This window comes from Devosia sp., assembly GCF_028290435.1.
Taxonomy (GTDB): Bacteria; Pseudomonadota; Alphaproteobacteria; order Rhizobiales; family Devosiaceae; genus Devosia.
This window is the reverse complement of sequence record NZ_JAQGJV010000054.1, coordinates 1-20,937: the sequence shown is the minus strand read 5'-3', so window position 1 is coordinate 20,937 and position 20,937 is coordinate 1. Positions and strand designations below refer to the sequence as shown.

Genomic DNA, 20,937 nt, shown 5'->3' with positions numbered 1-20,937 from the left:
TCAGCTATGGGCAAAAATATCGGTCTCATCCCAGCCCAACAGGTCCAGTTCGCACCGCGTTTTGAGGAAGGCGAAGCATTCCTGCGCGATCTCCATGCGGTTTTCGCGCTTCAGCATACGGTCGAGATGGCGCTTCAGATCATGCAGATAAAGCACGTCGGAAGCCGCATATTCGAGCTGCGCGTCGCTTATTTTCTCGGCGCCCCAGTCCGAACTCTGCTGCTGCTTGGAGAGGTCGATATTGAGCAGCTCGCGCACGATGTCCTTGAGCCCGTGCCGGTCCGTATAGGTGCGCACCAGCTTGCTCGCGATCTTGGTGCAATAGACCGGCCCCGTCACCACGCCAAAACGGTTCTGCAGCGCCGCCACGTCGAAGCGCGCATAATGGAAAATCTTGGTCACATCGGGATCGGTCAATAGCTTGACCAGGTTCGGCGCCTCGTTGACGCCCTGGGGCAATTGCACCACGTCGGCGCTGCCATCGCCCGGCGACAGCTGGATCACGCAGAGCCGGTCGCGATGCGGATGCAGCCCCATGGTCTCGGTATCGATCGCCACTTCCCGACCGGTATAATTATGAAGGTTCGGCAAGTCCCCGCGATGCAGTCTGATAGCCATGTCGGTCTCGGTGTTGCGTTTGAGACGTGATGGCACAGCATGAAGGCATTGGGAAGGCGGGAGCACGCTGGTGTGACGCCAGCCGTCATGCCCGAAAACCAGAACGCCGACCGGGCGAGTTGCGCGGTCGGCGTACTGAATGAACCTTGCGGTTCAAGATATTGGTGCCCAGAAGAGGACTCGAACCTCCACACCTTGCGGTACACGGACCTGAACCGTGCGCGTCTACCAATTCCGCCATCTGGGCAAGCGCGGTGTAACTAGGTTGCCCCGGCGCCGATGTCAACACGCTTTCGCGCGCTATGTGTCAGGGCGGTGACGCGAGCCCGCTCAGGCATTGGCGCCGTCCCAATGCGTAATGCTGTTGCGGTCGATCGCCGGGGCGTCGTCGAGGCAATTGACGTTGAGCATGACCAGATCATTGCCCTGCCGGTCCTTGCCGCGCGCAAATGATTCGATGCCGCAGACGCCACAGAATAGATGCTCGATCTTGTCGGTGTTGAAGCGATACTCGACGAGGCTGTCCGCCCCGCCGAGCAGGATAAACTCCGCCGCCGGCACCGATTTCAAAATCCAGCCCAGCCGCTTGCAGCGCGAGCAATTGCAATCCATCAGTCCTTCGAGATCGGTATGGGCGGTGTAGCGCACCGCGCCGCAATGGCATTGCCCGTGATAAAGTCTTGCTTCGGCCATGGCCTGCTCCTTTGTTGTTCGAACAAAACAAGAACAAACGAGCCAATGAGTCAAGGTCAATTCCGCCACGGCCCTCGACAGCGCGCCCGCCCTTGCGCTAGAAGCAGGCCAACCCTTGCGCCTGCCGGAGCCTTGTCATGGATCGTTTTGAACCGCAACTCGTCACCATTTTTGGCGGCGCCGGGTTCGTGGGCACGCAAGTGATCCAGTTGCTGGCCCGTCAAGGTTATCGCATTCGCGTCGCCACCCGCCGCCCCGACCTCGCCGGCCACACCAAGACGCTGGGCACGGTCGGCCAGATCCTGCCGATCCAGGCCAATGTGCGCAATCTTGCATCGGTGCAACGCGCCGTCAAAGGCGCCGATATCGTCATCAACCTGGTCGCCATCGGCTTCGAGCGCGGCGCGCAGAAGTTTTCGGCGATCAACACGGAAGGCGCGGCCAACGTCGCCACCGCCGCGCGCGACGCCAGGGTCACTTCCTTGGTGCATATGTCCGCCCTCGGCGTCGATATCGCCACCAACAGCCTTTACGCCCAGTCCAAGCTGGCCGGTGAAGCCGCCGTGCTCGCGGCCTTCCCGCAGGCCGTGATCCTGCGCCCCTCGCTGATGTTCGGCCGCGACGACGGCTTCTTCAACATGATGGGTGGCCTCGCCCGCATGCTCCCCATAATGCCGCTGATTTCCGGCGCGACGCGCTTTCAGCCGGTCTATGTCGGCGACGTCGCCGAGGCCATCGCCATGGCGGCGCTAGGCCAGGTCAAGACTGGCCGCATTTACGAGATCGGCGGCCCCGAAATCGAAACCCACAAGGATCTGCTGATCCGCATCCTGCGCGAAGCCGGCCGCACCCCGGCGCTGCTGCCATTGCCATCGGCGGTTGCCCGTCTGCTGGCGCTGCCTCTCGCCATCCTGCCGTTCAAGCCGCTGATCACCGCCGACCAGGTCGAACTGCTGGGCACCGACAATGTCGTCTCCGAAGCCGCGATGCGCGACAAGCGCACCCTCGCGGCCTTCGGCATCACGCCCACCGCGATGGACACTATCCTGCCCACCTATATGTGGCGCTTCCGCAAGCACGGCCAGTTCGACCGCGTCGAAGCAAGCCATAGCGAAATCTAGGCGGCTCTGCCCCAACTCATCGCGACGCTGAATCGACCCCCGGCCTTGCCCGGGGGTTTTCTTTTTGCGTCCACTCATCATCTAAAAACAATCGTAAGATATATCTTGAAATCGCCAAAACTGGCGCCCATCTTGGATTTCAACGCAACCAAGATATATCGGAGACCCATCATGGGACAATATTTTAGGGACGGAGAACCCAATTGGCGTCGGCTTGAAGCCATGGCGCGCCGTGGCTGGGGCCGCTTCGCGCAGGGCGGCGGCGATGGGGAGGGTTTTGGCAATATGGGCGGCAATTTCCGCATTGGCCGCATGCTCGCCTCGGGCGACCTGCGTCTCGTCGCGCTGTTCCTGATCGAGCAGCAGCCGCGCCACGGCTATGACCTGATCAAGGCGATCGAGGAACAATCGGTGGGCTTTTATTCGCCCAGCCCCGGCATCGTCTATCCGGCGCTGACCTATCTCGAAGAGGCCGGCTACGTCACCAGCCAGGTCGATGGCAACAAAAAGCTTTATACCATCACCGACGAAGGTCGTGCCCACCTGGCCGACAATCGCGAAGCCATCGAATCGACGCTAAACTTCCTGGCGAAAGCCGGCGAACAGATGAACCGCTTCCGCGATTTCGCCAAAAGCGACTGGCCGTTCAATCGCGGCGAAGGCGAGCCCGGCGGCCCCGATCGCCGTGGTGGTCCCGGCCATCGTCATGGCCCCGGACCCGGTTGGCCCTTCGGCCCCGATCGCGACATGGCCGATGTGCTGCCTGAGGTCAACGACGCTCGCCGTGACCTCAAGGCCGCCATCAAAACCGCCAGCGGCAAAAGCGAAGACACTCAACGCCGCCTCGCCGAAATCCTGCGCAAGGCGGCCGTCGAGATCAACGGCCTCGCCGATACCCCGCGCGAAGACGACGTGGATATCTGAGAGCGCTCTAATCGAACGAGGACGCCTCCCCAAAAACGGTGTCATCCCGGCGCAGGCCGGGACCCAACTCGAGATTCCCCCACAGCCGCAAGGTGGTCATGCTTTGCGACCTTGCGGTGGGTTGAATAATCTCGGGATGGGCCCCGGCCTGCCCCGGGATGACACCGAGTTTGCTATTGCTTCAAGCCCGCCCCCGCATTGCCACCCCTCAAAATTCCCGCCATGTTCTCCTCCTTGCCACTGGCAACTCGTTGAGGGAGAAGCTGCATGAGCCTTTCGGATCGCGCCAAGGCGCTGGGCATGGATCGGGCTATTACCCGCCGCGATTTTCTCAATGGCGTCGCCCTCACCGTCGCTGGCGCTGCGGCCACGACGTTGCTGCCCGGTATCGCCCATGCCGTCACTCCGGTGCCCTATCCACCAGCGCTGACCGGCCTGCGCGGCCATAGCCCCAAGGCCATGGACATCATGCACGCCGTACGCGACGGCACCTTCTGGGACACCGCCCCCAAGCCCGAAGACTCCGGCGAGCACTACGACCTCGTCGTGGTCGGCGGCGGCATTTCGGGCCTCGCCGCGGCCGTGCTGTGGCGCCAGCAGCAGCCAGACGCCAAAATCCTCATCCTCGAAAACAACGATGATTTCGGCGGCCATGCCCGCCGCAACGAATTCACCGCCTCCAACGGCAAAAAACTGATCGGCTATGGCGGTTCGGAATCGCTGCAGACGCCGAGCTACTTTTCCCCGCTGGTCAAACAGCTCTTGGTCGACATCGGCATCGATACCGAAAAGTTCAACGACTATTACGACCAGTCCTGGTCCGAAGACCGCAGCCTCGGGGAATCGGTGTTCTTCCGCAAGGAAGTGTTCGGCGCCGACACCCTGGTCAAAACCACCGAGCTGGCCGCCGATTGGGTGCCCCAGACGCCGCTCAACGATAAAGCCAAAACGAACCTCATCGAGCTGATTGATTCCCCGCCCGATTATCTCCCCGGCAAATCACGCGATGAAAAATTCGAGGTTCTGTCCAAGACCACCTATGCCGATTTCCTGACCAAGACCTGCGGCTACGATCCGCAACTCATCGCCTATTTCCAGGCCTCCACCGGCGCCTATTTCGGCGTCGGTGTCGAAGCCACCACGGCGCTCGATGCCTGGGGCAATGGCAATCCCGGCTTCGACGGCATGGACCTTGGGGAAGTGCCCTATAAAACCATGAGCCCCTCCGGCCGCCTCGTGCTGACCGATCCGGACGACTACATCTATCATTTCCCCGACGGCAATGGCGGCGTCGCCCGTGCGCTGGTCCGTGCTTTGGTGCCTGCTGCCGTGCCCGGCACCACGATGGAGGACCTCGTCACCGCCCAGCTCGATTACGGCGCTCTCGATAATCCCGAAAATCCCACCCGCCTGCGCCTCAACGCCTCGGTGGTCCGCGTCGCCCATGATGGCCCGCCAACTGAGGCCACCAATGTCATCCTGACCTATGTCGATAACGGCGCGCTCAAAACCGTCACCGGCGCCAATGTGGTGTTGGCCTGCTGGCACCGCGTCATTCCCCACATCACCAGCGAATTGCCGGCCGCGCAGGTCGAGGCCCTCAACGATCAGGTCAAGGTGCCGCTGATCTATACCAATGTGCAGCTCAAGAACTGGCAGGCTTTCGCCAAGCTGGGCATCGACAGTTTTGAATGCCCCTCGGGCTTCTGGGATGGCGCCAATATCGATATGCCGGTCACCATGGGCGATTACGCCTTCGCCGATAAGCCCGACGATCCGGTGCTGCTGCACATCTCCAAGGTCGTCGTCACCCCCGATCCGGCCCTGGGCGCCCGTGATCAGGCCACCGCCGGCCGCTATAGCCTGATGGACCTGACTTTCGAGCAGATGGAATTTGAAATCCGCGACATGCTGGATCGCGCCCTCAAGGCGGGCGGTTTCGATGCCGCTACCGATATCGAGGCCATCACCTGCAATCGCTGGAGCCACGGCTACGCCCTCGAATATATGCGCCCTTGGGACCAGTATTGGCCCGATGGCCCCCTCCCCATCGAGGCGTCACGAAAGGGCTGGGGCCGCATCGCCATCGCCAATTCCGATGCCGGCGCTTACGCCTATGCTCATTCCGCCATGGACCAGGCCGCCCGCGCCGTCAGCGAACTCCTGGGCGATAAGGCCAAGCTTGCCGAATTCTCGAAATTCCCCGGCCCGCCCCTCGATATGATCGGTCTTTAGTGACGCAGTAACGCATTCAGCTTGGCGTCGGGCCAACTAACATGTTAGTACCGACGCCATGCAAGACACCATCGAAATCGCGCCGCCCCAGCTTCTCGACCGCCAGGCCGCCGGCGAACGCCTCGTCGCCCGGCTCAAGGGCGTCATCGCCGCCAATAAGATGATGACTGACCCGCTGATGACCTATGCCTGGTCCGGCGATGCGTCATCCTACCGGCTGATTCCAGCCGCGGTGGTGTTCATCAATTCCGAGGACGATGTGCGCGCCGTCATGGCTGCCGCCCGCGCCGAAAAGCTGCCGATCACCTTCCGGGCAGCCGGCACGTCCCTGTCGGGGCAGGCCGTCACCGATGGCGTCCTCGCTGTGCTGGGCGATGGCTGGCGCACCATGCGCATCCATCCCGGCGCCGATCAGATCACGCTGGGGCCGGCGATCATCGTCGCCAACGCCAATGCGGCGCTGAAAAAATTCGACCGCAAGATCGGGCCCGATCCCGCGTCGCAGGCCACTTGCAAGATCGGCGGCGTGGTCAACAACAATTCGTCCGGCATGTGTTGCGGCGTCGCCCAGAACACCTATCACACCATGGCCCGCCTGCGGATCGTCCTCACCGACGGCACCATGCTGGATAGTGGCGACGAGGCCTCGCGCGCAGAGTTCCGCGCCACGCACGCCGCCATGCTCGAGGGCCTCCATACCCTCCATCACGAGGTGATGGCCGATCCCGACCTGGTCGCGCTGATCCGCAAAAAGTACAAGATCAAGAACACCGTCGGCTATTCGCTCAATGCGCTGGTCGATTATCACGACCCTCTCGATATCCTGATCCACCTCATGGTCGGTTCCGAAGGCACCCTCGGCTTCGTCTCCGAGGTCACCTACAACACCGTCCCCGAGCACCCCTTCAAGTCCACCGCCTTGGTGCCGTTCCCCGATCCGCAATCGGCCGGTCGCGCCATCATCAAGCTGGCCAATAACGGCGTTCACGTCACCACCGGCGTTACTGCCGCCGAATATATCGAACGCCGCGCCCTGGCCACGGTGGAACACCTCGATCCGCTCGCGCCGCTGCGCCCCTACCTCACCGACAATTCCCCCGCCGTGCTCATCGACGTCACCGCGCCCGACGCCACGACGCTCGAGGCCGAAGTCGCCAAGGCCGTTGCGCTCCTGGCCTCAGAGGGCGCCACCCACATCGATTTCTCCACCGACGAGCACCGCTCCCACGCGCTCTGGGATATCCGCAAAGGCTTCTTCGCCTCGGGTGGCGCCGCTCGCCCTAAGGGCACCTCGATGCTGACCGAAGACGTCGCCGCGCCGATCGAGCGGCTGGCAGAATTCGTGCTCGACATGCGCGCTCTGCTCGACGATCACGGTTATGACGACGCCATCATCTTCGGCCACGCTCTCGCCGGAAACCTGCATTTCCAGATGAGCGACGATTTCTCGAAACCCGACGCTGCCCACAAATTTGATATGTTCTCCAAGGCCTTGTCGGACCTGGTCTCGATTCGCTATGGCGGCAGTCTCAAGGCCGAACACGGCACCGGCCGCGCCATCGCCCCCTTCGTCGAAGCCGAATGGGGAAGCAAGGCCTATGGGCTGATGCATCGCATCAAGGCTCTGTTCGATCCCGAAAACCTGCTCAATCCCGGCGTGCTGCTGAACGCCGATGACAAAATTCACATCAAGCATCTCAAGGTCATGCCGCTGGCCGACGACCTGGTCGATCTGTGCATCGAATGCGGCTTCTGCGAGCCGGCCTGCCCCAGCCACCAGATGACCCTCTCGCCCCGTCAGCGCATCGCCGTCACCCGCGAACGGGCTCGCTTGCGCCGCAGCGGCGAAGATCCCACCTTGCTCAAGCGGCTCGACGACGATTTTCAATATGCCGGCCTCGATACCTGCGCCGCGTGCAATCTCTGTTCCCTGCGCTGCCCCGTCGGCATCGAAACCGGCACCATGATCATCGGCCAGCGCACCGAACGTCGCGGCGATTTTGCGCGCGGCGTCGCCGGCTTTGCCGCCAAACATACAGGCAGTATCGAAAGCGCGATGCGCGGCGGCGTTGGCCTCGCCAACATGGCCAAGTCCGTGGTTTCCGCTCCCGTGGTCGAATCTGTCACCGAAACCGCCCGCCGTCTCACCGGCAAGCGTGTTCCGCGCATTTATAAGGCCCTGAAGCCTGGCCCGGGCGCGCCGACGCTTCCAGTGGATCGCCAAGACCCCAAGACCACCGGCTTCCCCGTGCCGGTCGCGTTGTCGGGCCGGCCACGCATTGTCTATTTCCCCTCCTGTGCCACCCGCATGTTCGGTGCGACCAAGTCGGACTACGATCTGTTGTCGGTTCCCGACGCCATGCTGGCTCTGCTGGAGCGCGCCGGTTTCGACGCCGTCATGCCCGAGCATCTGAATGGCCAATGCTGCGGCCAGCCCTTCCAGTCCAAGGGTTTTCCCGAGCAGGCCGCCAGCGTCGGTACTGCGCTCAAGACCCAGCTCGATGCGCTCTCCGGCGATGGCAGCGTCCCCGTCGTCACCGATGCCTCGACCTGCGCCAAGCACCTGCGCGAATTTCCCGGCACCGCCCCGGTGCTGGATTCCGCCGAATTCCTCGTCACCCACATCCTGCCGCGCTTGACCATCACCCAGCCGCTAGCGGTGGTCGCTGTGCATCACAACTGTTCGGCGCAGCGCCTCAAGGAACAGCCCGCCACCGAAACCATCGCCCGTGCCTGCGCCACCGAAATCGCCGTGCTCTCCTCCGTCACCTGCTGCGGTTACGCGGGTGACAAGGGCCTGTTCATTCCCGAACTGAATGAGCACGCCACAAGATTCGTCCGGCAGGACATACCTGCATCCTGTACGCTTGGTGTGTCGACGGTATCCACATGCGCGTCGGGGCTGAGCGAACAGGCCGGCATCCCCTTTGTGGGGCTAGCGAGCCTGCTGGAATATGTGAGCCGCCCGGTCGCCTGACGGCGGCCGGTTGCCCTCTACCCTTGCCCCATCGGCCCCGTCCGGCTACTGAACCCCTTCAGCAAGCCCCGGATCCTCATGACCTTCACCGCCACCATCACCAGCCTTGGCCAAAAGGGCGAGGGTGTCGCCGAGATTGACGGCCGGAAGGTCTATGTGCCGCTGGCCCTGCCGGGCGAGGTCATTGAACTCGATGCGGAAGGCGGTCGCGGGACACTCGTGTCCTTGACCACGCCGTCTCCCAATCGCATTGAGCCATTCTGCCCCCATTTTGGGGCCTGCGGCGGCTGCCAGTTGCAGCACATGGATCGCCCCAGCTACGAGGCGTTCAAGACCGCACTGGTCGAAACCCCGCTGCACTTCGCCGGGATCGACGCCAAGGTCGGGCGCTTTATCGACGCTTCCGGCAATGGCCGTCGCCGCGCCACCATGCACGCGCGCAAGGAGGGCTCGGGCTATATGCGCCTGCGCAGCCATCAGGTTCATGACCTCGATGCCTGCCCCATCCTCGTGCCCGGCCTCGCGCGCGCGCCGGAAATCGCTCGTGCCGTCATGCTGGCCATCGGCGAGGCCGATATTGCCTTCACCGCGACCCTGACCGGGCTTGACGTTGCCGTGCGCACCGAAAAGAAGCAGGCCCGCGCCGAGCGGCTGATGCCCTTGATGGGTCGTTTCAAGCTGGCCCGGCTGGCCCTAAACGGCGAAATGGTGCTGCAGGCGCAGCAGCCGATCGTGGAAATGGGCCGCGCCCGCGTCGAACTGCCGATCGGCAGTTTTTTGCAGGCCACCGCCGCTGCCGAAACCATCCTGGCCGATTACGTCGCCGAGGCCGCCGGCAAATCCAAGGCCGTGGCCGACCTGTTCTGCGGCGTCGGGCCCTTTGCGCTACGGCTTGCCGAAACGCGCCCGGTCTATGCCGCTGACAACGACAAGGCCGGCATTCTGGCGCTCGACAAGGCCCGCCGCTTCACTAAAAACCTGCGCGAAATCACCGCCAGGCCGCGCGATCTGTTCCGCGAACCTTTAACCCGCTACGAACTCGACGCTTTCGACGCCGTGGTGCTCGATCCGCCCCGGGCCGGGGCGCAGGCCCAGGTCGAACAGCTCTCCATGTCCAAGGTCAAGACCATCATCATGGTCGCCTGCGATGCCAAGACCTTTGCCCGCGATGCCGCAATTTTGATCGGCGGCGGCTATGGAATGGAAAACCTCGTTGCGGTGGACCAATTTGTCCATTCCACGCATATCGAGATCGCTGCCACGTTCCGCCGTTGACGACAGTTTGTCGCGCCGACGCAACCGCATCGGGAGAAGGCGCGTTTGGCTCCGTCAATAATCAAAACGACTGCGTGGGGCGGGCGTTGTTACAGAATGGAGCATCCCATGCATACCCTTACCAAGACTTTGTCTATCGGCCTGCTGTTTGCGGCCACGGCTTTGCCGACCTATGCTCAGGACGCCGCGGCGCCTGCGCCAGCCGCTCCCGCAGCCGAAGCTCCTGCCGCCGCACAGGCAGCCGGTCCCACTGGCACGTTTGTCGACGAGTTCGGTACGTCGTTTGAATTTTCACTCTGCGGTGATTCCGGCACCGACCTTTGCGCCGTGCTGGCCACTCTGAAGGGCGAATCGGCCACGGAAGAAAACCTTGCCTTTGTCGGCAAGCAGGTGATGCAGGCAAAACAGACCGGCCCCAGTGAATGGAAGGGCTCGCTAACCGCCGGTGGCATCAGTGCCGACGCGACCGTGACCCAGACCGGTCCCGACACTGTCGATATTCAGGGGTGCCGCGCCGCGGTGCTGTGCAAGACCCTGGCCTATAACCGCGCGTCGTAGACGCTCGGTTCCGTATTGCCAAAAGGACCCCCGGAGCTGTCCGGGGGTCCTTTTTTTGCTCTGCGTCGTGTGCCGTTCAGCAGACGCTCGCCACGCGCTCCTTGATGACGGCCAAAACCTCGTCACCCGGCCGCTTCCACCAATTGTCCTTGGAGAAAATCTCCACTTCCTGCGGCCCGGAATAGCCGGCCGCTTCGATCATGGCGCGAATGGCAGGCAGGTCGATCACCCCATCACCCATCATGCCGCGATCCAGCAGCATATCGGTGGTAGGCACCAGCCAGTCGCAGATATGATGCGCGAAAATCCGGTTCAACCGGCCGGCCCGCGCAATCGCGGCGGCCAGGTATGGGTCCCACCACACGTGATAGACGTCGATGGCGACGCCCACATTGGGCCCCAGCAACTCGCAGATATCCAGCGCCTGATCGATCGTGTTCACACAGGCACGGTCAGCCGCATACATCGGATGCAGCGGCTCGATGGCAATCTTGATGCCCGAGGCCTGCGCATGCGGCAGCATGGCCGCAATGCCGTCGGTCACCATGCGCCGTGCCCCCACGATATCCTTGGATGAGCCCGGCAGGCCGCCCACCACCAGGACCAGGCAATCGGCATTCAGCGCCGCCGCCTCGTCGATGGCGCGCAGATTGTCGTCGATCTGCTTTTGGCGACCCTCGGTCGTCTCGGCGGGAAACATGCCGCCGCGGCAGAGGCCCGTGACGCGCAGATTATTGGCCGCAACGATTCTCGCCGCCTCGTCCAAGCCGATGGCGGCGACCTGATCGCGCCACGGCGAAATCGCCGTGATGCCAGCGCGGAGGCACCCGTCCACCGCGTCCTTAAACCCCCAGACTTCGCGCGTCGTCGCCAGATTGAGCGAAATCTGGGTCATGCCGTTACCCCATGTACAGCCAGGACCGCCTTCATGCGAGCCACCGCAAGGTCCGGATCGGCCAGCACCCGCGCCTTGTCGGCCAGCCGGAACAATTCGGCCAGGTGCTGTAACGAGCGGGTCGATTGCTGCCCGCCGATCATCGAAAAGTGGCCCTGCAGGCCATTGAGATAGGCCAGAAACACCACGCCGGTTTTGTAGAACCGTGTCGGTGCCGCGAAAATATGCCGGCTCAGTGGCACGGTGGGTTCGAGCAGGTCGAAGAATTCGTTGTTATTGCCCTTGCCGAGCGCCGCGAGGCCCGCCGATGCTGCCGGCGCGATGGCGTCGAAAATGCCAAGCAGGGCATGGGAATAGCCCTGGTCGTCCCCGGCAATCAGCTCGGCATAGTTGAAGTCGTCGCCGGTATACATTTTGACCGATGCCAGCAGCCGCCGCCGCATGGCGATCTCTTTCTCTGCCGACAGCAGGGAAATCTTGATCCCGTCCACCTTGTCCGCATTGGCGGCGATCACGTCGAGGCAGACATCCATGGCCTTGTCGTGATCCGCATCGCCCCAATAGCCGGCCAGCGCCGGATCGAACATTTCGCCCAGCCAGTGCATCACCACGGGCTGCTTCACCTGGCTCAGGATGCGGCCATAGACCTTGGCATAGTCGTCGGGGGACTTCGCCGCCACAGCCAGCGCGCGGCTGGCCATAAGGATGACGCGGCCGCCTTCGCCCTCGACGAACCCGACCTGCTCTTCATAGGCGCGGATAATCTGGTCGATGGTGACGTCGGGTCCCGGCGCCAAATGGTCGGTGCCCGCCCCATAGGCGATCAACGCGTCATCGCGAGTGCGCGCTTCGGCCTGGGCGCGGCGGATCAACTCCTGCGCGTCGGTCCAGGTCAGGCCCATGCCGCGCTGGGCGGTATCCATGGCTTCGGCGACGCCGAGGCCGAGGTCCCAGAGCCGGTGGCGGAATGCCAGGGTCGTGTCCCAATCGATGGCGGGGGTCAGCCAGGGATCGTTGTTTGCCAGCGGGTCGGCAACAACGTGGGCCGCCGCATAGGCGATGCGATTGAAGTCGCTGGCCTTGTGCTGGACGAAAGGGATGGGCGTGCCGGACAGTTTATAAGACGAGATCGTACGGTCGGGATTGGGCAGGTTGATGGTCGGCATGGTGCGCCTCCGAAAGGCCCCCTCACCCGGCGCTACGCGCCGACCTCTCCCCCAAGGGAGAGGTGAAAAAGGGCACATTGACTGGTCTTGCGACACCTCTCCCTTGGGGGAGAGGTCGGCCATTGGGCCGGGTGAGGGGGCCTTTCGGCCCCACTCAGAATTCCAGCTTGGGCACATCCAGCCAGCGCCGCTCGGCCCAGCTCTTGAGCCCGAGTTCCGCCAGTTGCACGCCCTTGGCGCCCGCTTCCAGCCCGTAAGGCCAGGGCGCGTCCTCGGCGATGTGCTTGAGGAACATTTCCCACTGCGCCTTGAAACCGTTCTGCGCCGGCCAATTGTCCGGCACTTCTTCCCAATCGGCGAAGAAGTTCATGGTCTGCGGCTGGTCGGGGTTCCACACCGGCTTGGGCGTGTTGACCCGGTGCTGGGTCCAGCATTTGTGCAGGCCCGCGACGGCCGAGCCATGCGTGCCATCGACATGGAAGGTCACGAGATCGTCGCGCCGCACTCGGGTGGTCCAGCTCGAATTGATCTGGGCGATCACGCCGCCTTCAAGTTCGAACGTCGCATAGGCGGCGTCATCGGTATCGGCCTTGAAGCGATTACCTTTTTCGTCGACGCGCTCGGGAATGTGGGTGGCGCCGAGGCAGGAAACGGCCTTGACCTCGCCGAACAGATTATCGAGCACATAGCGCCAGTGGCACAGCATATCCAGGATAATGCCGCCGCCGTCGCCCTTGCGATAATTCCAGCTCGGGCGCTGCGACGCCTGCCAATCGCCCTCGAAGACCCAATAGCCAAACTCGCCGCGCACCGACAAAATCTTGCCGAAAAAGCCGCTATCGGCCAACATCTTGATCTTGAGGAGGCCGGGCAGGAACAGCTTGTCCTGCACAACGCCATGCTTGAGCCCCGAACTGCGAGCCTTCTTGGCGAGAGCGACCGCGACGTCGAGATCGTCCGAAATCGGCTTTTCGCAATAGACATGCTTGCCGGCGTCGAGCGCCCGTTCCAGCAGCGACGCGCGCATCAGCGTCGTGCCGGCGTCGAAGAAAACGGTATCCTCGGGATTGGCCAGGGCCGCATCGATATCGGTGCCCCAGCGGGCGATATTGTGCTTTTTGGCCAGCCTTTCGATCTTGTCGCCATCGCGCCCGACGATGATCGGGTCGATCACCAGCCGGTCGCCATTAGCGAGCGCGATGCCGCCCTGGTCGCGGATCGCCAGGATCGAGCGCACCAAGTGCTGGTTGTAGCCCATGCGGCCGGTCACACCATGCATGATCAGGCCTAGCCGTTGTTCCGCCACTGCGTGTCTCCCTTCTTGTAACTAGTTAGTTACTTAGATACACTCGACGCAAGCAGAGCGTCAAGACCCGTGCTTAACCCAACGTCCAGGATTGCCGTCGGCCGGGTTGAATTGGTAGGGGATAAGAGATTGACCTGCGAGCAGGGGACACCGTATCGCCATGGACAAACGCGACAATTTAGACCTGCCAGAACCTGACGCGGTAGGGATAAGTGCGCCGCGCGGTCCGGAGACAGTGGTGCGGCCACGCGATCCGGAGCGGACCAAGGCGGCGATTCTGAAGGCCGCGCGGGACGAATTTTGTGCCGAGGGGTTTAACGGCGCCCGGGTCGACGCCATCGCGGCGCGGGCGAAGGCCAACAAGCGGCTGCTCTATCATTACTGGGGGAACAAGGAGGCGCTGTATTCGGCGGTGCTGTTCGATGCCTATAGCGAAATCCGGCGGGGTGAGCGGGAACTGTCGCTGGGGCAGTTCGATCCGGTCGAGGCGGTGGGGCGCATGGTGCGGTTCACCTTCCGGCATTATCTGGCAAACCCTTGGTTTCCAAGGCTTTTGGCGGTTGAGAACCTGCAGAATGCGCGGTTTCTCAAACAGCTGAAGGACATTCCGCAGCTGCATTCCCCCTTGGTGGCGGAACTACAGGCGATCGTCGAGCGCGGCAGCGCGGCGGGCGTTTTTCGCTCCGATGTCGATCCGGTGCAGCTCTATATCTCCATAGCGGGCCTCGGCTATTTCTATGTGTCCAACATGAATACGCTGTCGGTGATCTTCGGGCGCGACCTCTCGGGCTTTGCCATGGTGCAGGAGCGCGAGGCCCAGGCGGTGCAGATGGTGCTCGATTATCTGCGCACCAAGCCGGCATGAATTGCGCCGCTGTTCATCCAGCATGCTGGATTTCTTGCTGGCTCGAACTGGGGTGTTAACGAGTCCGTAACAGCTACCCTTTACCTGCACCCCTCAGCCGCGCTACACTTCCATACAAGATTGCGTCACGACGGGTTGACACAGCGCCCACACTGACCCAAAGTTGTAACCAGTTGGTTATTTAGCGACGGGGAGGTCGCTGGCCACATGCCTGTCCGCTCTGTTGGACGGCGAAATTCACCGGGAGGAAACTATATGAGCATCTCTATCGACCGTCGCCAATTCCTGATGGGCAGCACCGCGCTGCTCGCCGCCGCTGCTGCCGGCGTGGGTCCCGCAATGTCGCAGGAAACCCGCATGCGACTGATCTTCTGGGGCGGCCAGGCCCGCGCCGATCGCACCTACGGGGTGACCGATCTTTATACCAAGGCCAGTCCGGGCACGACATTCGACGGCGAGTTCCTCGCCTTTGCCGATTACTGGCCCAAGCTCGCCACCCAGACCGCCGGCGGCAATTCGCCCGACGTGATCCAGATGGATTATCGCTATATCGTTGAATACGCCAAGCGCAACGCCATCGCCCCGCTCGACGAATTCATCGGCAATGGCCTGAACCTGGATGATTTCGACAAGGACCAGCTCGACGGCGGCAAGGTCGACGGCAAGCTCTATGGCATCAGCCTGGGCGCCAATTCGACGGCCATCATGGTCAACACCACCGCCTTCGAAGAAGCCGGCATCGAGCTGCCGACGCGCGACCTGAGCTATGCCGACTTGCCCGCAATGGCCGAAAAGTGGAACTCGTCCAACAAGCGCGCCGGCATGAAGCTGTGGAGCGACTATTCGGGTGGCGAGCCGGGCCTCGAAAACTGGCTGCGCCAGCAGGGCAAGGCACTTTATACCGCTGATGGTCTCGCCGGCTTCACCGCCGAAGACATCACTGCTTGGTTCCAGCTCTGGGCCGACCTGCGGGCTGCCGACGTTATCGTGTCGCCAGACGACCAGGCGCTCGACGCTACGGACGCTATCGAAAACACCATGATCACCCTGGGCAAGGCCCCGGTGACCTATGCCAATTCGAACCAGCTGATCGCCTTCCAGGCGGTGAACAAGGACAAGCTGACCATGACCAACTATCCGCGCATCAAGGCGGGTAGCGGTGGCGGTCACTATCGCAAGCCCTCGATGTTCTTCTCGCTCGGTGCCAGCTCCAAGCAGCAGGCCGAAGGCGCCAAGTTCATCGACTACTTCATCTCCAATCCCGACGCCGCCACCATTCTGGGCGTCGAGCGCGGCATTCCGTGCAAGTCTTCCACCCGCGACGCCATCAAGCCATCGCTCGACGAGCAGAGCCTGGTCGCGCTGAATTTCGTGTCCAATCTTGGCGATCTGCTGGGTGCCTTGCCGCCATCTCCACCGTCCAATGCCGGTGAAGTGGGCGTGGCGCTCAAGACCAAGAGCCAGGAAGTTGCGTTCGGCCAGCAGTCCCCGCAGGACGCCGGCCCGGCCTTCTTCGCCCAGGCGACCGAAATCCTCGCCCGCGCAAAGAAGTGACCCTATGACCGCGCGCTCCATTCAAGACGCCAATCGCGCTCCGACAACGGAGCGTGCGGTCTCTCCCTCGGTCTGGTCCCAGTTATGGAGCCGCAATGCAGGCGGCTACCTGTTCCTGCTGCCCTGGTTTCTGGGGTTTTTCGGGCTGACGCTCGGGCCCATGATTTCCTCGCTCTATCTGAGCTTCACCAATTTCGACCTCTTGACCGCGCCCGACTGGGTGGGGCCAGCCAATTACGTGCGCATCTTCACCGCCGATCCGAAATTCTCCACCTCGATGCGGGTCACCCTGTTTTTCGTGGTGTTCTCGGTGCCGCTCAAGCTGGCCTTTGCGCTGGGCGTGGCGCTGCTGCTCAATCGCGGCATGAAGGGCCTGCCGCTCTATCGCGCCGTGTTCTACCTGCCTAGCCTGCTTGGCGCTTCGGTGGCCATCGCGGTGCTGTGGCGGCAATTGTTTGCCGGCGACGGCGTGGTCAACGACGCGCTGGCGATCTTCGGCATCAAGGGCCCGGCCTGGATTTCCAACCCGAACTATTCGCTGTGGACGCTGGTGGTGCTGTCGGTCTGGCAGTTCGGCTCGCCGATGATCATTTTCCTGGCTGGTCTGCGCCAGATCCCGGTCGACATGTATGAGGCCGCAAGTCTCGACGGCGCCAGCAAGTGGCGCCAGTTCTGGAAGATCACGCTGCCGCTGCTGACGCCCGTGGTGTTCTTCAACTTCATCATCCAGACCATCGAGGCCTTCAAGAGCTTCACGCCGGCCTTCATCATCTCGGGCGGCACCGGCAATCCGATCAATTCGACGCTGTTCTATACGCTCTATCTCTATCAGGAGGCGTTCAGCTTCTTCCGCATGGGCTATGCGTCGGCCCTGGCCTGGATCCTGTTGGCGATCGTCGGCTTCTTCACCGCCTTCTCCTTCCTGACCTCGAAATACTGGGTGCACTATGACGACTGATGTTCAGCGTCTGACAGTTGTCACCGAAAAGCAGACCGCGGCCGTCAAAACCCGCAAGCGCCTGCTGTCGATCCTGGCGCATGTACTGCTGATCGGCGCTTCGATCCTGATGCTCTATCCGCTGCTGTGGATGCTCTCGGCGTCGCTGCGCCCGGAAAACGAGATTTTCACCTCGACCTCGCTATGGCCCAGCGCCATCAGCCTCGACTCCTATTTCCGCGGCTGGAACGGTTTGCGGCTGGGCTTTGGCACCTTCTTCATCAACTCCTTCACCATCGCGATCCTGGCGATCATCGGCAATCTGGCGACCTGTTCGCTGGCCGCCTTTGCGTTTGCCCGGCTGGAATTCTGGGGCCGTGGGTTCTGGTTTGCCATGATGCTGGCGACCCTGATGCTGCCCTATCAGGTGACCCTCATTCCCCAATATGTGCTGTTCCACAACCTGGGCTGGGTGAACACGTTCTTGCCTCTCGTGGTGCCGAAGTTTTTGGCCGCCGATGGCTTCTTTATCTTCCTGATGGTGCAGTTCTTCCGCGGCATTCCCAAGGAGCTGAACGAAGCCGCGATGATGGACGGCTGCTCGCCGTGGCGCATTTATTGGAAGATCCTCTTGCCGCTCTCGACCCCGGTGCTGGCGACCGCCGCCATCTTCACCTTCATCTGGACCTGGGACGACTTCTTCGGGCCGCTGATCTACCTGAGCGATATCCGCACCTATACGGTGATGCTTGGCCTGCGCACCTTCGTGGACAGCTCGGCACAATCGGATTGGGGTGGCCTGTTCGCCATGTCCATCCTGTCGCTGTTACCGATCTTCCTGTTCTTCCTCTTCTTCCAGCGCCTGCTCATCGAGGGCATCGCCACGACCGGTATGAAACGCTAAAAAATGTCAGATTTGAAATTCGCCGCTATCGGCATCAATCACAGCCATATCTATGGCCAGGTCGATTGCCTCAAGACTGCCGGTGCGCAGTTCGTCGCCTTCTATGCGCTCGAGGATGACCTTGCGGATGCTTTCGGGGCAAAATTCCCCGAAGCCAAGCGCGTCGCTGATCCCAAGGCGATCCTTGAAGACGCCTCGATCGCCATCGTGGTGACGGCGGCCATCCCTGCTGACCGTGCCGCTATTTCGATCGCCGCCATGAAGCATGGCAAGGACGTACTCTCCGACAAGCCGGGCATGACCACGTTTGCCCAGCTTGAGGAGATCAAGCAGGTCCAAAAAGAGACCGGCCGCATCTATAGCGTGATGTATTCCGAGCATTTCGAAGTGCGCGCCACCGTCGAAGCCGGCAACCTGATTGCCCAAGGCGCCATCGGCAAGGTGATCAACACCGTCGGCCTAGGCCCCCACGCCATCCGCAACAACCAGCGGCCCGACTGGTTCTTCGAGCGTGCCCGCTACGGCGGCATCCTCACCGATATCGGCAGCCACCAGTTCGAGCAGTATCTGTTCTTCTCGGGCGCCATGGACGCCGAAGTGGTTTCCGCCAGCGTGGCCAACCGCGCCAATCCGGACAAGCCGGGCCTCCAGGATGTCGGCGACGTGCATCTGAAAACGGAAAATACCTCGGGCTATATCCGCGTCGACTGGTTTACTCCGTCCGGCCTGCCCGCCTGGGGCGACGGCCGCCTGACCATTCTGGGTACCGAAGGCTATATCGAGCTGCGTAAGTATATCGACATTGCCGGCCAGCCCGGCCAGGACCACCTGTTCATCGTCAACAAGGAAGGCCCGCGCCACATCGATTGCAGTAAGACCGTGTTGCCTTACGGCCCGGCATTCCTCGATGACGTACGCAACCGCACCGAAACCGCCATGCCGCAGGAGCGCTGCTACAATGCCATGAAGCTGGCGCTGACGGCGCAGCAGATGGCAGAACGCGGCACGGAGTGGGCGCAATGAGCGATATCAAGACAGTCGCGATCATCGGCGTCGGCATCGGCCGCTCGCACATCGTTGAGGGCTACATCACCAATCCCGACAAGTTCAAGGTTGTGGTGCTGTGCGATCTCAATGTCGAGCGCATGACCCCGATCGCCGACGAGTTCGGCATCGAGCGTCGCGTCACCAGTTTCGACGACGTGCTGGCGATGAACGATATCGACATCATCGACATCTGCACCCCGCCCATGCTGCATTACCCCATGGTGATGGCGGCGCTGCAGGCCGGCAAGCATGTGATCTGCGAAAAGCCGCTGGTCGGCTCGCTGGAGCAGGTCGATGCCGTGATTGCCCAGGAGAAGGTCTCCAAGGGCAAGCTGATGCCGGTGTTCCAGTATCGCTTCGGCGATGGCATCGAGCAGGCCAAGGCCATCATCGATGCCGGTATTGCCGGCAAGCCCTATGTCGGCACCGTGGAAACGCTGTGGACGCGCGGGGCGGACTATTATGCCGTGCCGTGGCGCGGCAAATGGGCCACCGAGTTGGGCGGCGTGCTGATGACGCACGCCATCCACCAGCATGACCTGTTCACCTACCTGATGGGCGACATCAAGCGCCTGTTCGGCCGCGTCGCCACCCGCGTCAACGACATCGAAGTCGAGGATTGCGTCACCGCATCGCTCGAACTCGAAAGCGGCGCGCTGGGCAGCTTCACTGCCACTCTGGGCTCGGCCGACGAGATTACCCGGCTGCGGTTTGCGTTCGAGAACGTCACCTTCGAAAGCGACCACGAGGCCTATAATCCGGGCGACAAGGTGTGGAAGATCCTGCCGCGTAATCCCGAGACGAAGGCCAAGATCGACGCGCTGCTCAAGGATTGGGTACATGTGCCCAGCCGCTTCCAGACGCAGATGGCCCGGTTCCATGATGCGCTGACCGGCAAGGCCGAGCTGCCCGTCACCAGCCAGGACTCGCGCCGGGCGCTGGAACTGGTCACCGCCTTCTATACGTCCTCGACGACCCATCAAGACGTCGAACTGCCTATCGCCGCCGATCATCCCAAATACAAAAGTTGGGTGCCCGCCGAGTTTTTGGCCCGCACCTAGGAGACCGCCATGGCGACCAGCGTCACGCTCAACAAGATCGTCAAGGCCTATGGGGACATCGAGGTCATCCACGGCATCGACCTGACCATCGAGCCGGGTGAATTCACCGTCTTCGTCGGCCCCTCGGGCTGCGGCAAGTCCACCCTGCTGCGCATGATCGCCGGCTTGGAGCCGATCACCGGGGGCGACCTCGTGATCGACAACCAGCGCATGAACGACATCCCGGCGGCCAAGCGCGGCATCGCCATGGTGTTCCAGAGCTATGCTCTGTATCCGCATATGAATGTGTACCAGAACCTGGCCTTCGGGCTGGAGACGGCGCGGGTGCCGAAAGCCGAGATCGAGCAGCGCGTGACCCGGGCGGCGGAAATTCTGCAGATTGTGCCGCTGCTCAAGCGCAAGCCCAAGCAGTTGTCCGGCGGCCAGCGCCAGCGCGTCGCCATCGGCCGTGCCATCGTGCGCGAACCCAAAGCCTTCCTGTTCGATGAACCCTTGTCGAACCTCGACGCCGCCCTGCGCGTCAACATGCGCCTCGAGATCTCGGAGCTGCACCAGCAGCTCAAGACCACCATGGTCTACGTCACCCACGACCAGGTCGAGGCCATGACCATGGCCGATCGAATCGTCGTGCTCAACGCGGGCAATGTCGAACAGTTCGGCACGCCGATGGAGCTCTACCGCACGCCCGCCAACCGGTTCGTCGCCGGGTTCATCGGTTCTCCGAAGATGAATTTCGTCGACGGAGCGGAAGCGGCGAAGTACGGGGCGGCAGCCATCGGGGCCCGGCCGGAGCATATTGCG

The 20,937-nt window shown here is 62.4% G+C and carries 18 protein-coding genes and 1 tRNA gene; 13 read left to right on the top strand and 6 right to left on the bottom strand.

Annotation, left to right across the window (positions count from 1 at the left end):
• The 3 genes from JWP26_RS12525 to JWP26_RS12515 form a co-directional block, all read right to left on the bottom strand.
• Positions 1 to 618: a ribonuclease D gene (locus tag JWP26_RS12525; RefSeq protein WP_299727935.1), complete on the bottom strand. Its 618-nt coding sequence runs from the start codon at positions 616 to 618 to the stop codon at positions 1 to 3.
• Positions 619 to 780: 162 nt separating this feature from the next.
• Positions 781 to 865: transfer RNA gene (locus tag JWP26_RS12520), tRNA-Leu, on the bottom strand.
• Between the two features lie 83 nt (positions 866 to 948).
• A complete protein-coding gene (locus JWP26_RS12515) occupies positions 949 to 1,311 on the bottom strand; it encodes a GFA family protein (RefSeq protein ID WP_299727932.1) in 363 nt (120 codons plus the stop codon).
• A gap of 137 nt (positions 1,312 to 1,448) precedes the next feature.
• On the opposite strand from JWP26_RS12515, the gene JWP26_RS12510 reads away from it, so the two are divergent.
• From JWP26_RS12510 to JWP26_RS12485, 6 genes are all read left to right on the top strand, one after another.
• Positions 1,449 to 2,432, top strand: a complete 984-nt coding sequence (locus JWP26_RS12510; RefSeq protein ID WP_299727929.1) for a complex I NDUFA9 subunit family protein — start codon at positions 1,449 to 1,451, stop codon at positions 2,430 to 2,432.
• 171 nt (positions 2,433 to 2,603) lie between these two features.
• Positions 2,604 to 3,356, top strand: coding sequence for a PadR family transcriptional regulator (locus JWP26_RS12505; RefSeq protein WP_299727927.1), 753 nt, complete (start codon positions 2,604 to 2,606; stop codon positions 3,354 to 3,356).
• Between the two features lie 267 nt (positions 3,357 to 3,623).
• A complete protein-coding gene (locus JWP26_RS12500; protein WP_299727924.1) occupies positions 3,624 to 5,591 on the top strand; it encodes an NAD(P)-binding protein in 1,968 nt (655 codons plus the stop codon).
• 58 nt (positions 5,592 to 5,649) lie between these two features.
• A complete protein-coding gene (locus JWP26_RS12495) occupies positions 5,650 to 8,568 on the top strand; it encodes an FAD-binding and (Fe-S)-binding domain-containing protein (protein WP_299727921.1) in 2,919 nt (972 codons plus the stop codon).
• A 78-nt stretch (positions 8,569 to 8,646) separates the two neighbouring features.
• The gene (locus JWP26_RS12490; protein ID WP_299727918.1) at positions 8,647 to 9,843 is read left to right on the top strand and encodes an RNA methyltransferase; all 1,197 of its coding nucleotides are present in this window, start codon (positions 8,647 to 8,649) and stop codon (positions 9,841 to 9,843) included.
• Between the two features lie 108 nt (positions 9,844 to 9,951).
• Positions 9,952 to 10,401, top strand: coding sequence for a hypothetical protein (locus JWP26_RS12485; protein WP_299727915.1), 450 nt, complete (start codon positions 9,952 to 9,954; stop codon positions 10,399 to 10,401).
• A gap of 76 nt (positions 10,402 to 10,477) precedes the next feature.
• Here JWP26_RS12485 and JWP26_RS12480 read toward each other — a convergent pair whose 3' ends face one another.
• From JWP26_RS12480 to JWP26_RS12470, 3 genes are all read right to left on the bottom strand, one after another.
• Positions 10,478 to 11,296 carry a sugar phosphate isomerase/epimerase gene (locus JWP26_RS12480; protein WP_299727912.1) on the bottom strand — a complete coding sequence of 273 codons (819 nt, stop codon included), beginning with the start codon at positions 11,294 to 11,296 and terminating at the stop codon, positions 10,478 to 10,480.
• Positions 11,293 to 12,462 (bottom strand): dihydrodipicolinate synthase family protein, encoded by a 1,170-nt coding sequence (locus tag JWP26_RS12475; protein ID WP_299727909.1) that lies wholly within the window; start codon positions 12,460 to 12,462, stop codon positions 11,293 to 11,295. Before JWP26_RS12475 ends, JWP26_RS12480 begins: the two co-directional genes overlap by 4 nt.
• A 154-nt stretch (positions 12,463 to 12,616) precedes the next feature.
• Positions 12,617 to 13,741 (bottom strand): Gfo/Idh/MocA family oxidoreductase, encoded by a 1,125-nt coding sequence (locus JWP26_RS12470; protein WP_299728042.1) that lies wholly within the window; start codon positions 13,739 to 13,741, stop codon positions 12,617 to 12,619.
• A 265-nt stretch (positions 13,742 to 14,006) separates the two neighbouring features.
• On the opposite strand from JWP26_RS12470, the gene JWP26_RS12465 reads away from it, so the two are divergent.
• From JWP26_RS12465 to JWP26_RS12435, 7 genes are all read left to right on the top strand, one after another.
• A complete protein-coding gene (locus tag JWP26_RS12465) occupies positions 14,007 to 14,633 on the top strand; it encodes a TetR/AcrR family transcriptional regulator (protein ID WP_299727906.1) in 627 nt (208 codons plus the stop codon).
• A 255-nt stretch (positions 14,634 to 14,888) separates the two neighbouring features.
• Positions 14,889 to 16,187: an ABC transporter substrate-binding protein gene (locus JWP26_RS12460; protein ID WP_299727903.1), complete on the top strand. Its 1,299-nt coding sequence runs from the start codon at positions 14,889 to 14,891 to the stop codon at positions 16,185 to 16,187.
• A gap of 4 nt (positions 16,188 to 16,191) precedes the next feature.
• Positions 16,192 to 17,145, top strand: a complete 954-nt coding sequence (locus JWP26_RS12455) for a carbohydrate ABC transporter permease (RefSeq protein ID WP_299727900.1) — start codon at positions 16,192 to 16,194, stop codon at positions 17,143 to 17,145.
• Positions 17,146 to 17,254: 109 nt separating this feature from the next.
• A complete protein-coding gene (locus JWP26_RS12450; RefSeq protein WP_299728039.1) occupies positions 17,255 to 18,028 on the top strand; it encodes a carbohydrate ABC transporter permease in 774 nt (257 codons plus the stop codon).
• A 3-nt stretch (positions 18,029 to 18,031) separates the two neighbouring features.
• Positions 18,032 to 19,051, top strand: coding sequence for a Gfo/Idh/MocA family oxidoreductase (locus tag JWP26_RS12445; protein WP_299727897.1), 1,020 nt, complete (start codon positions 18,032 to 18,034; stop codon positions 19,049 to 19,051).
• Positions 19,048 to 20,136 carry a Gfo/Idh/MocA family oxidoreductase gene (locus JWP26_RS12440; protein WP_299727894.1) on the top strand — a complete coding sequence of 363 codons (1,089 nt, stop codon included), beginning with the start codon at positions 19,048 to 19,050 and terminating at the stop codon, positions 20,134 to 20,136. Before JWP26_RS12445 ends, JWP26_RS12440 begins: the two co-directional genes overlap by 4 nt.
• Positions 20,137 to 20,145: 9 nt before the next feature.
• A partial coding sequence (locus JWP26_RS12435) for an ABC transporter ATP-binding protein (protein ID WP_299727891.1) occupies positions 20,146 to 20,937 on the top strand: 792 nt, incomplete at its 3' end.

Bases quoted from the DNA above. Each gene is read 5' to 3' on its own strand.
- JWP26_RS12525 (WP_299727935.1), bottom strand. From the start codon at position 618: ATGGCTATCAGACTGCATCGCGGGGACTTGCCGAACCTTCATAATTAT.
- JWP26_RS12515 (WP_299727932.1), bottom strand. From the start codon at position 1,311: ATGGCCGAAGCAAGACTTTATCACGGGCAATGCCATTGCGGCGCGGTG.
- JWP26_RS12510 (WP_299727929.1), top strand. From the start codon at position 1,449: ATGGATCGTTTTGAACCGCAACTCGTCACCATTTTTGGCGGCGCCGGG.
- JWP26_RS12505 (WP_299727927.1), top strand. From the start codon at position 2,604: ATGGGACAATATTTTAGGGACGGAGAACCCAATTGGCGTCGGCTTGAA.
- JWP26_RS12500 (WP_299727924.1), top strand. From the start codon at position 3,624: ATGAGCCTTTCGGATCGCGCCAAGGCGCTGGGCATGGATCGGGCTATT.
- JWP26_RS12495 (WP_299727921.1), top strand. From the start codon at position 5,650: ATGCAAGACACCATCGAAATCGCGCCGCCCCAGCTTCTCGACCGCCAG.
- JWP26_RS12490 (WP_299727918.1), top strand. From the start codon at position 8,647: ATGACCTTCACCGCCACCATCACCAGCCTTGGCCAAAAGGGCGAGGGT.
- JWP26_RS12485 (WP_299727915.1), top strand. From the start codon at position 9,952: ATGCATACCCTTACCAAGACTTTGTCTATCGGCCTGCTGTTTGCGGCC.
- JWP26_RS12480 (WP_299727912.1), bottom strand. From the start codon at position 11,296: ATGACCCAGATTTCGCTCAATCTGGCGACGACGCGCGAAGTCTGGGGG.
- JWP26_RS12475 (WP_299727909.1), bottom strand. From the start codon at position 12,462: ATGCCGACCATCAACCTGCCCAATCCCGACCGTACGATCTCGTCTTAT.
- JWP26_RS12470 (WP_299728042.1), bottom strand. From the start codon at position 13,741: ATGCATGGTGTGACCGGCCGCATGGGCTACAACCAGCACTTGGTGCGC.
- JWP26_RS12460 (WP_299727903.1), top strand. From the start codon at position 14,889: ATGAGCATCTCTATCGACCGTCGCCAATTCCTGATGGGCAGCACCGCG.
- JWP26_RS12455 (WP_299727900.1), top strand. From the start codon at position 16,192: ATGACCGCGCGCTCCATTCAAGACGCCAATCGCGCTCCGACAACGGAG.
- JWP26_RS12450 (WP_299728039.1), top strand. From the start codon at position 17,255: ATGCTCTATCCGCTGCTGTGGATGCTCTCGGCGTCGCTGCGCCCGGAA.
- JWP26_RS12445 (WP_299727897.1), top strand. From the start codon at position 18,032: ATGTCAGATTTGAAATTCGCCGCTATCGGCATCAATCACAGCCATATC.
- JWP26_RS12440 (WP_299727894.1), top strand. From the start codon at position 19,048: ATGAGCGATATCAAGACAGTCGCGATCATCGGCGTCGGCATCGGCCGC.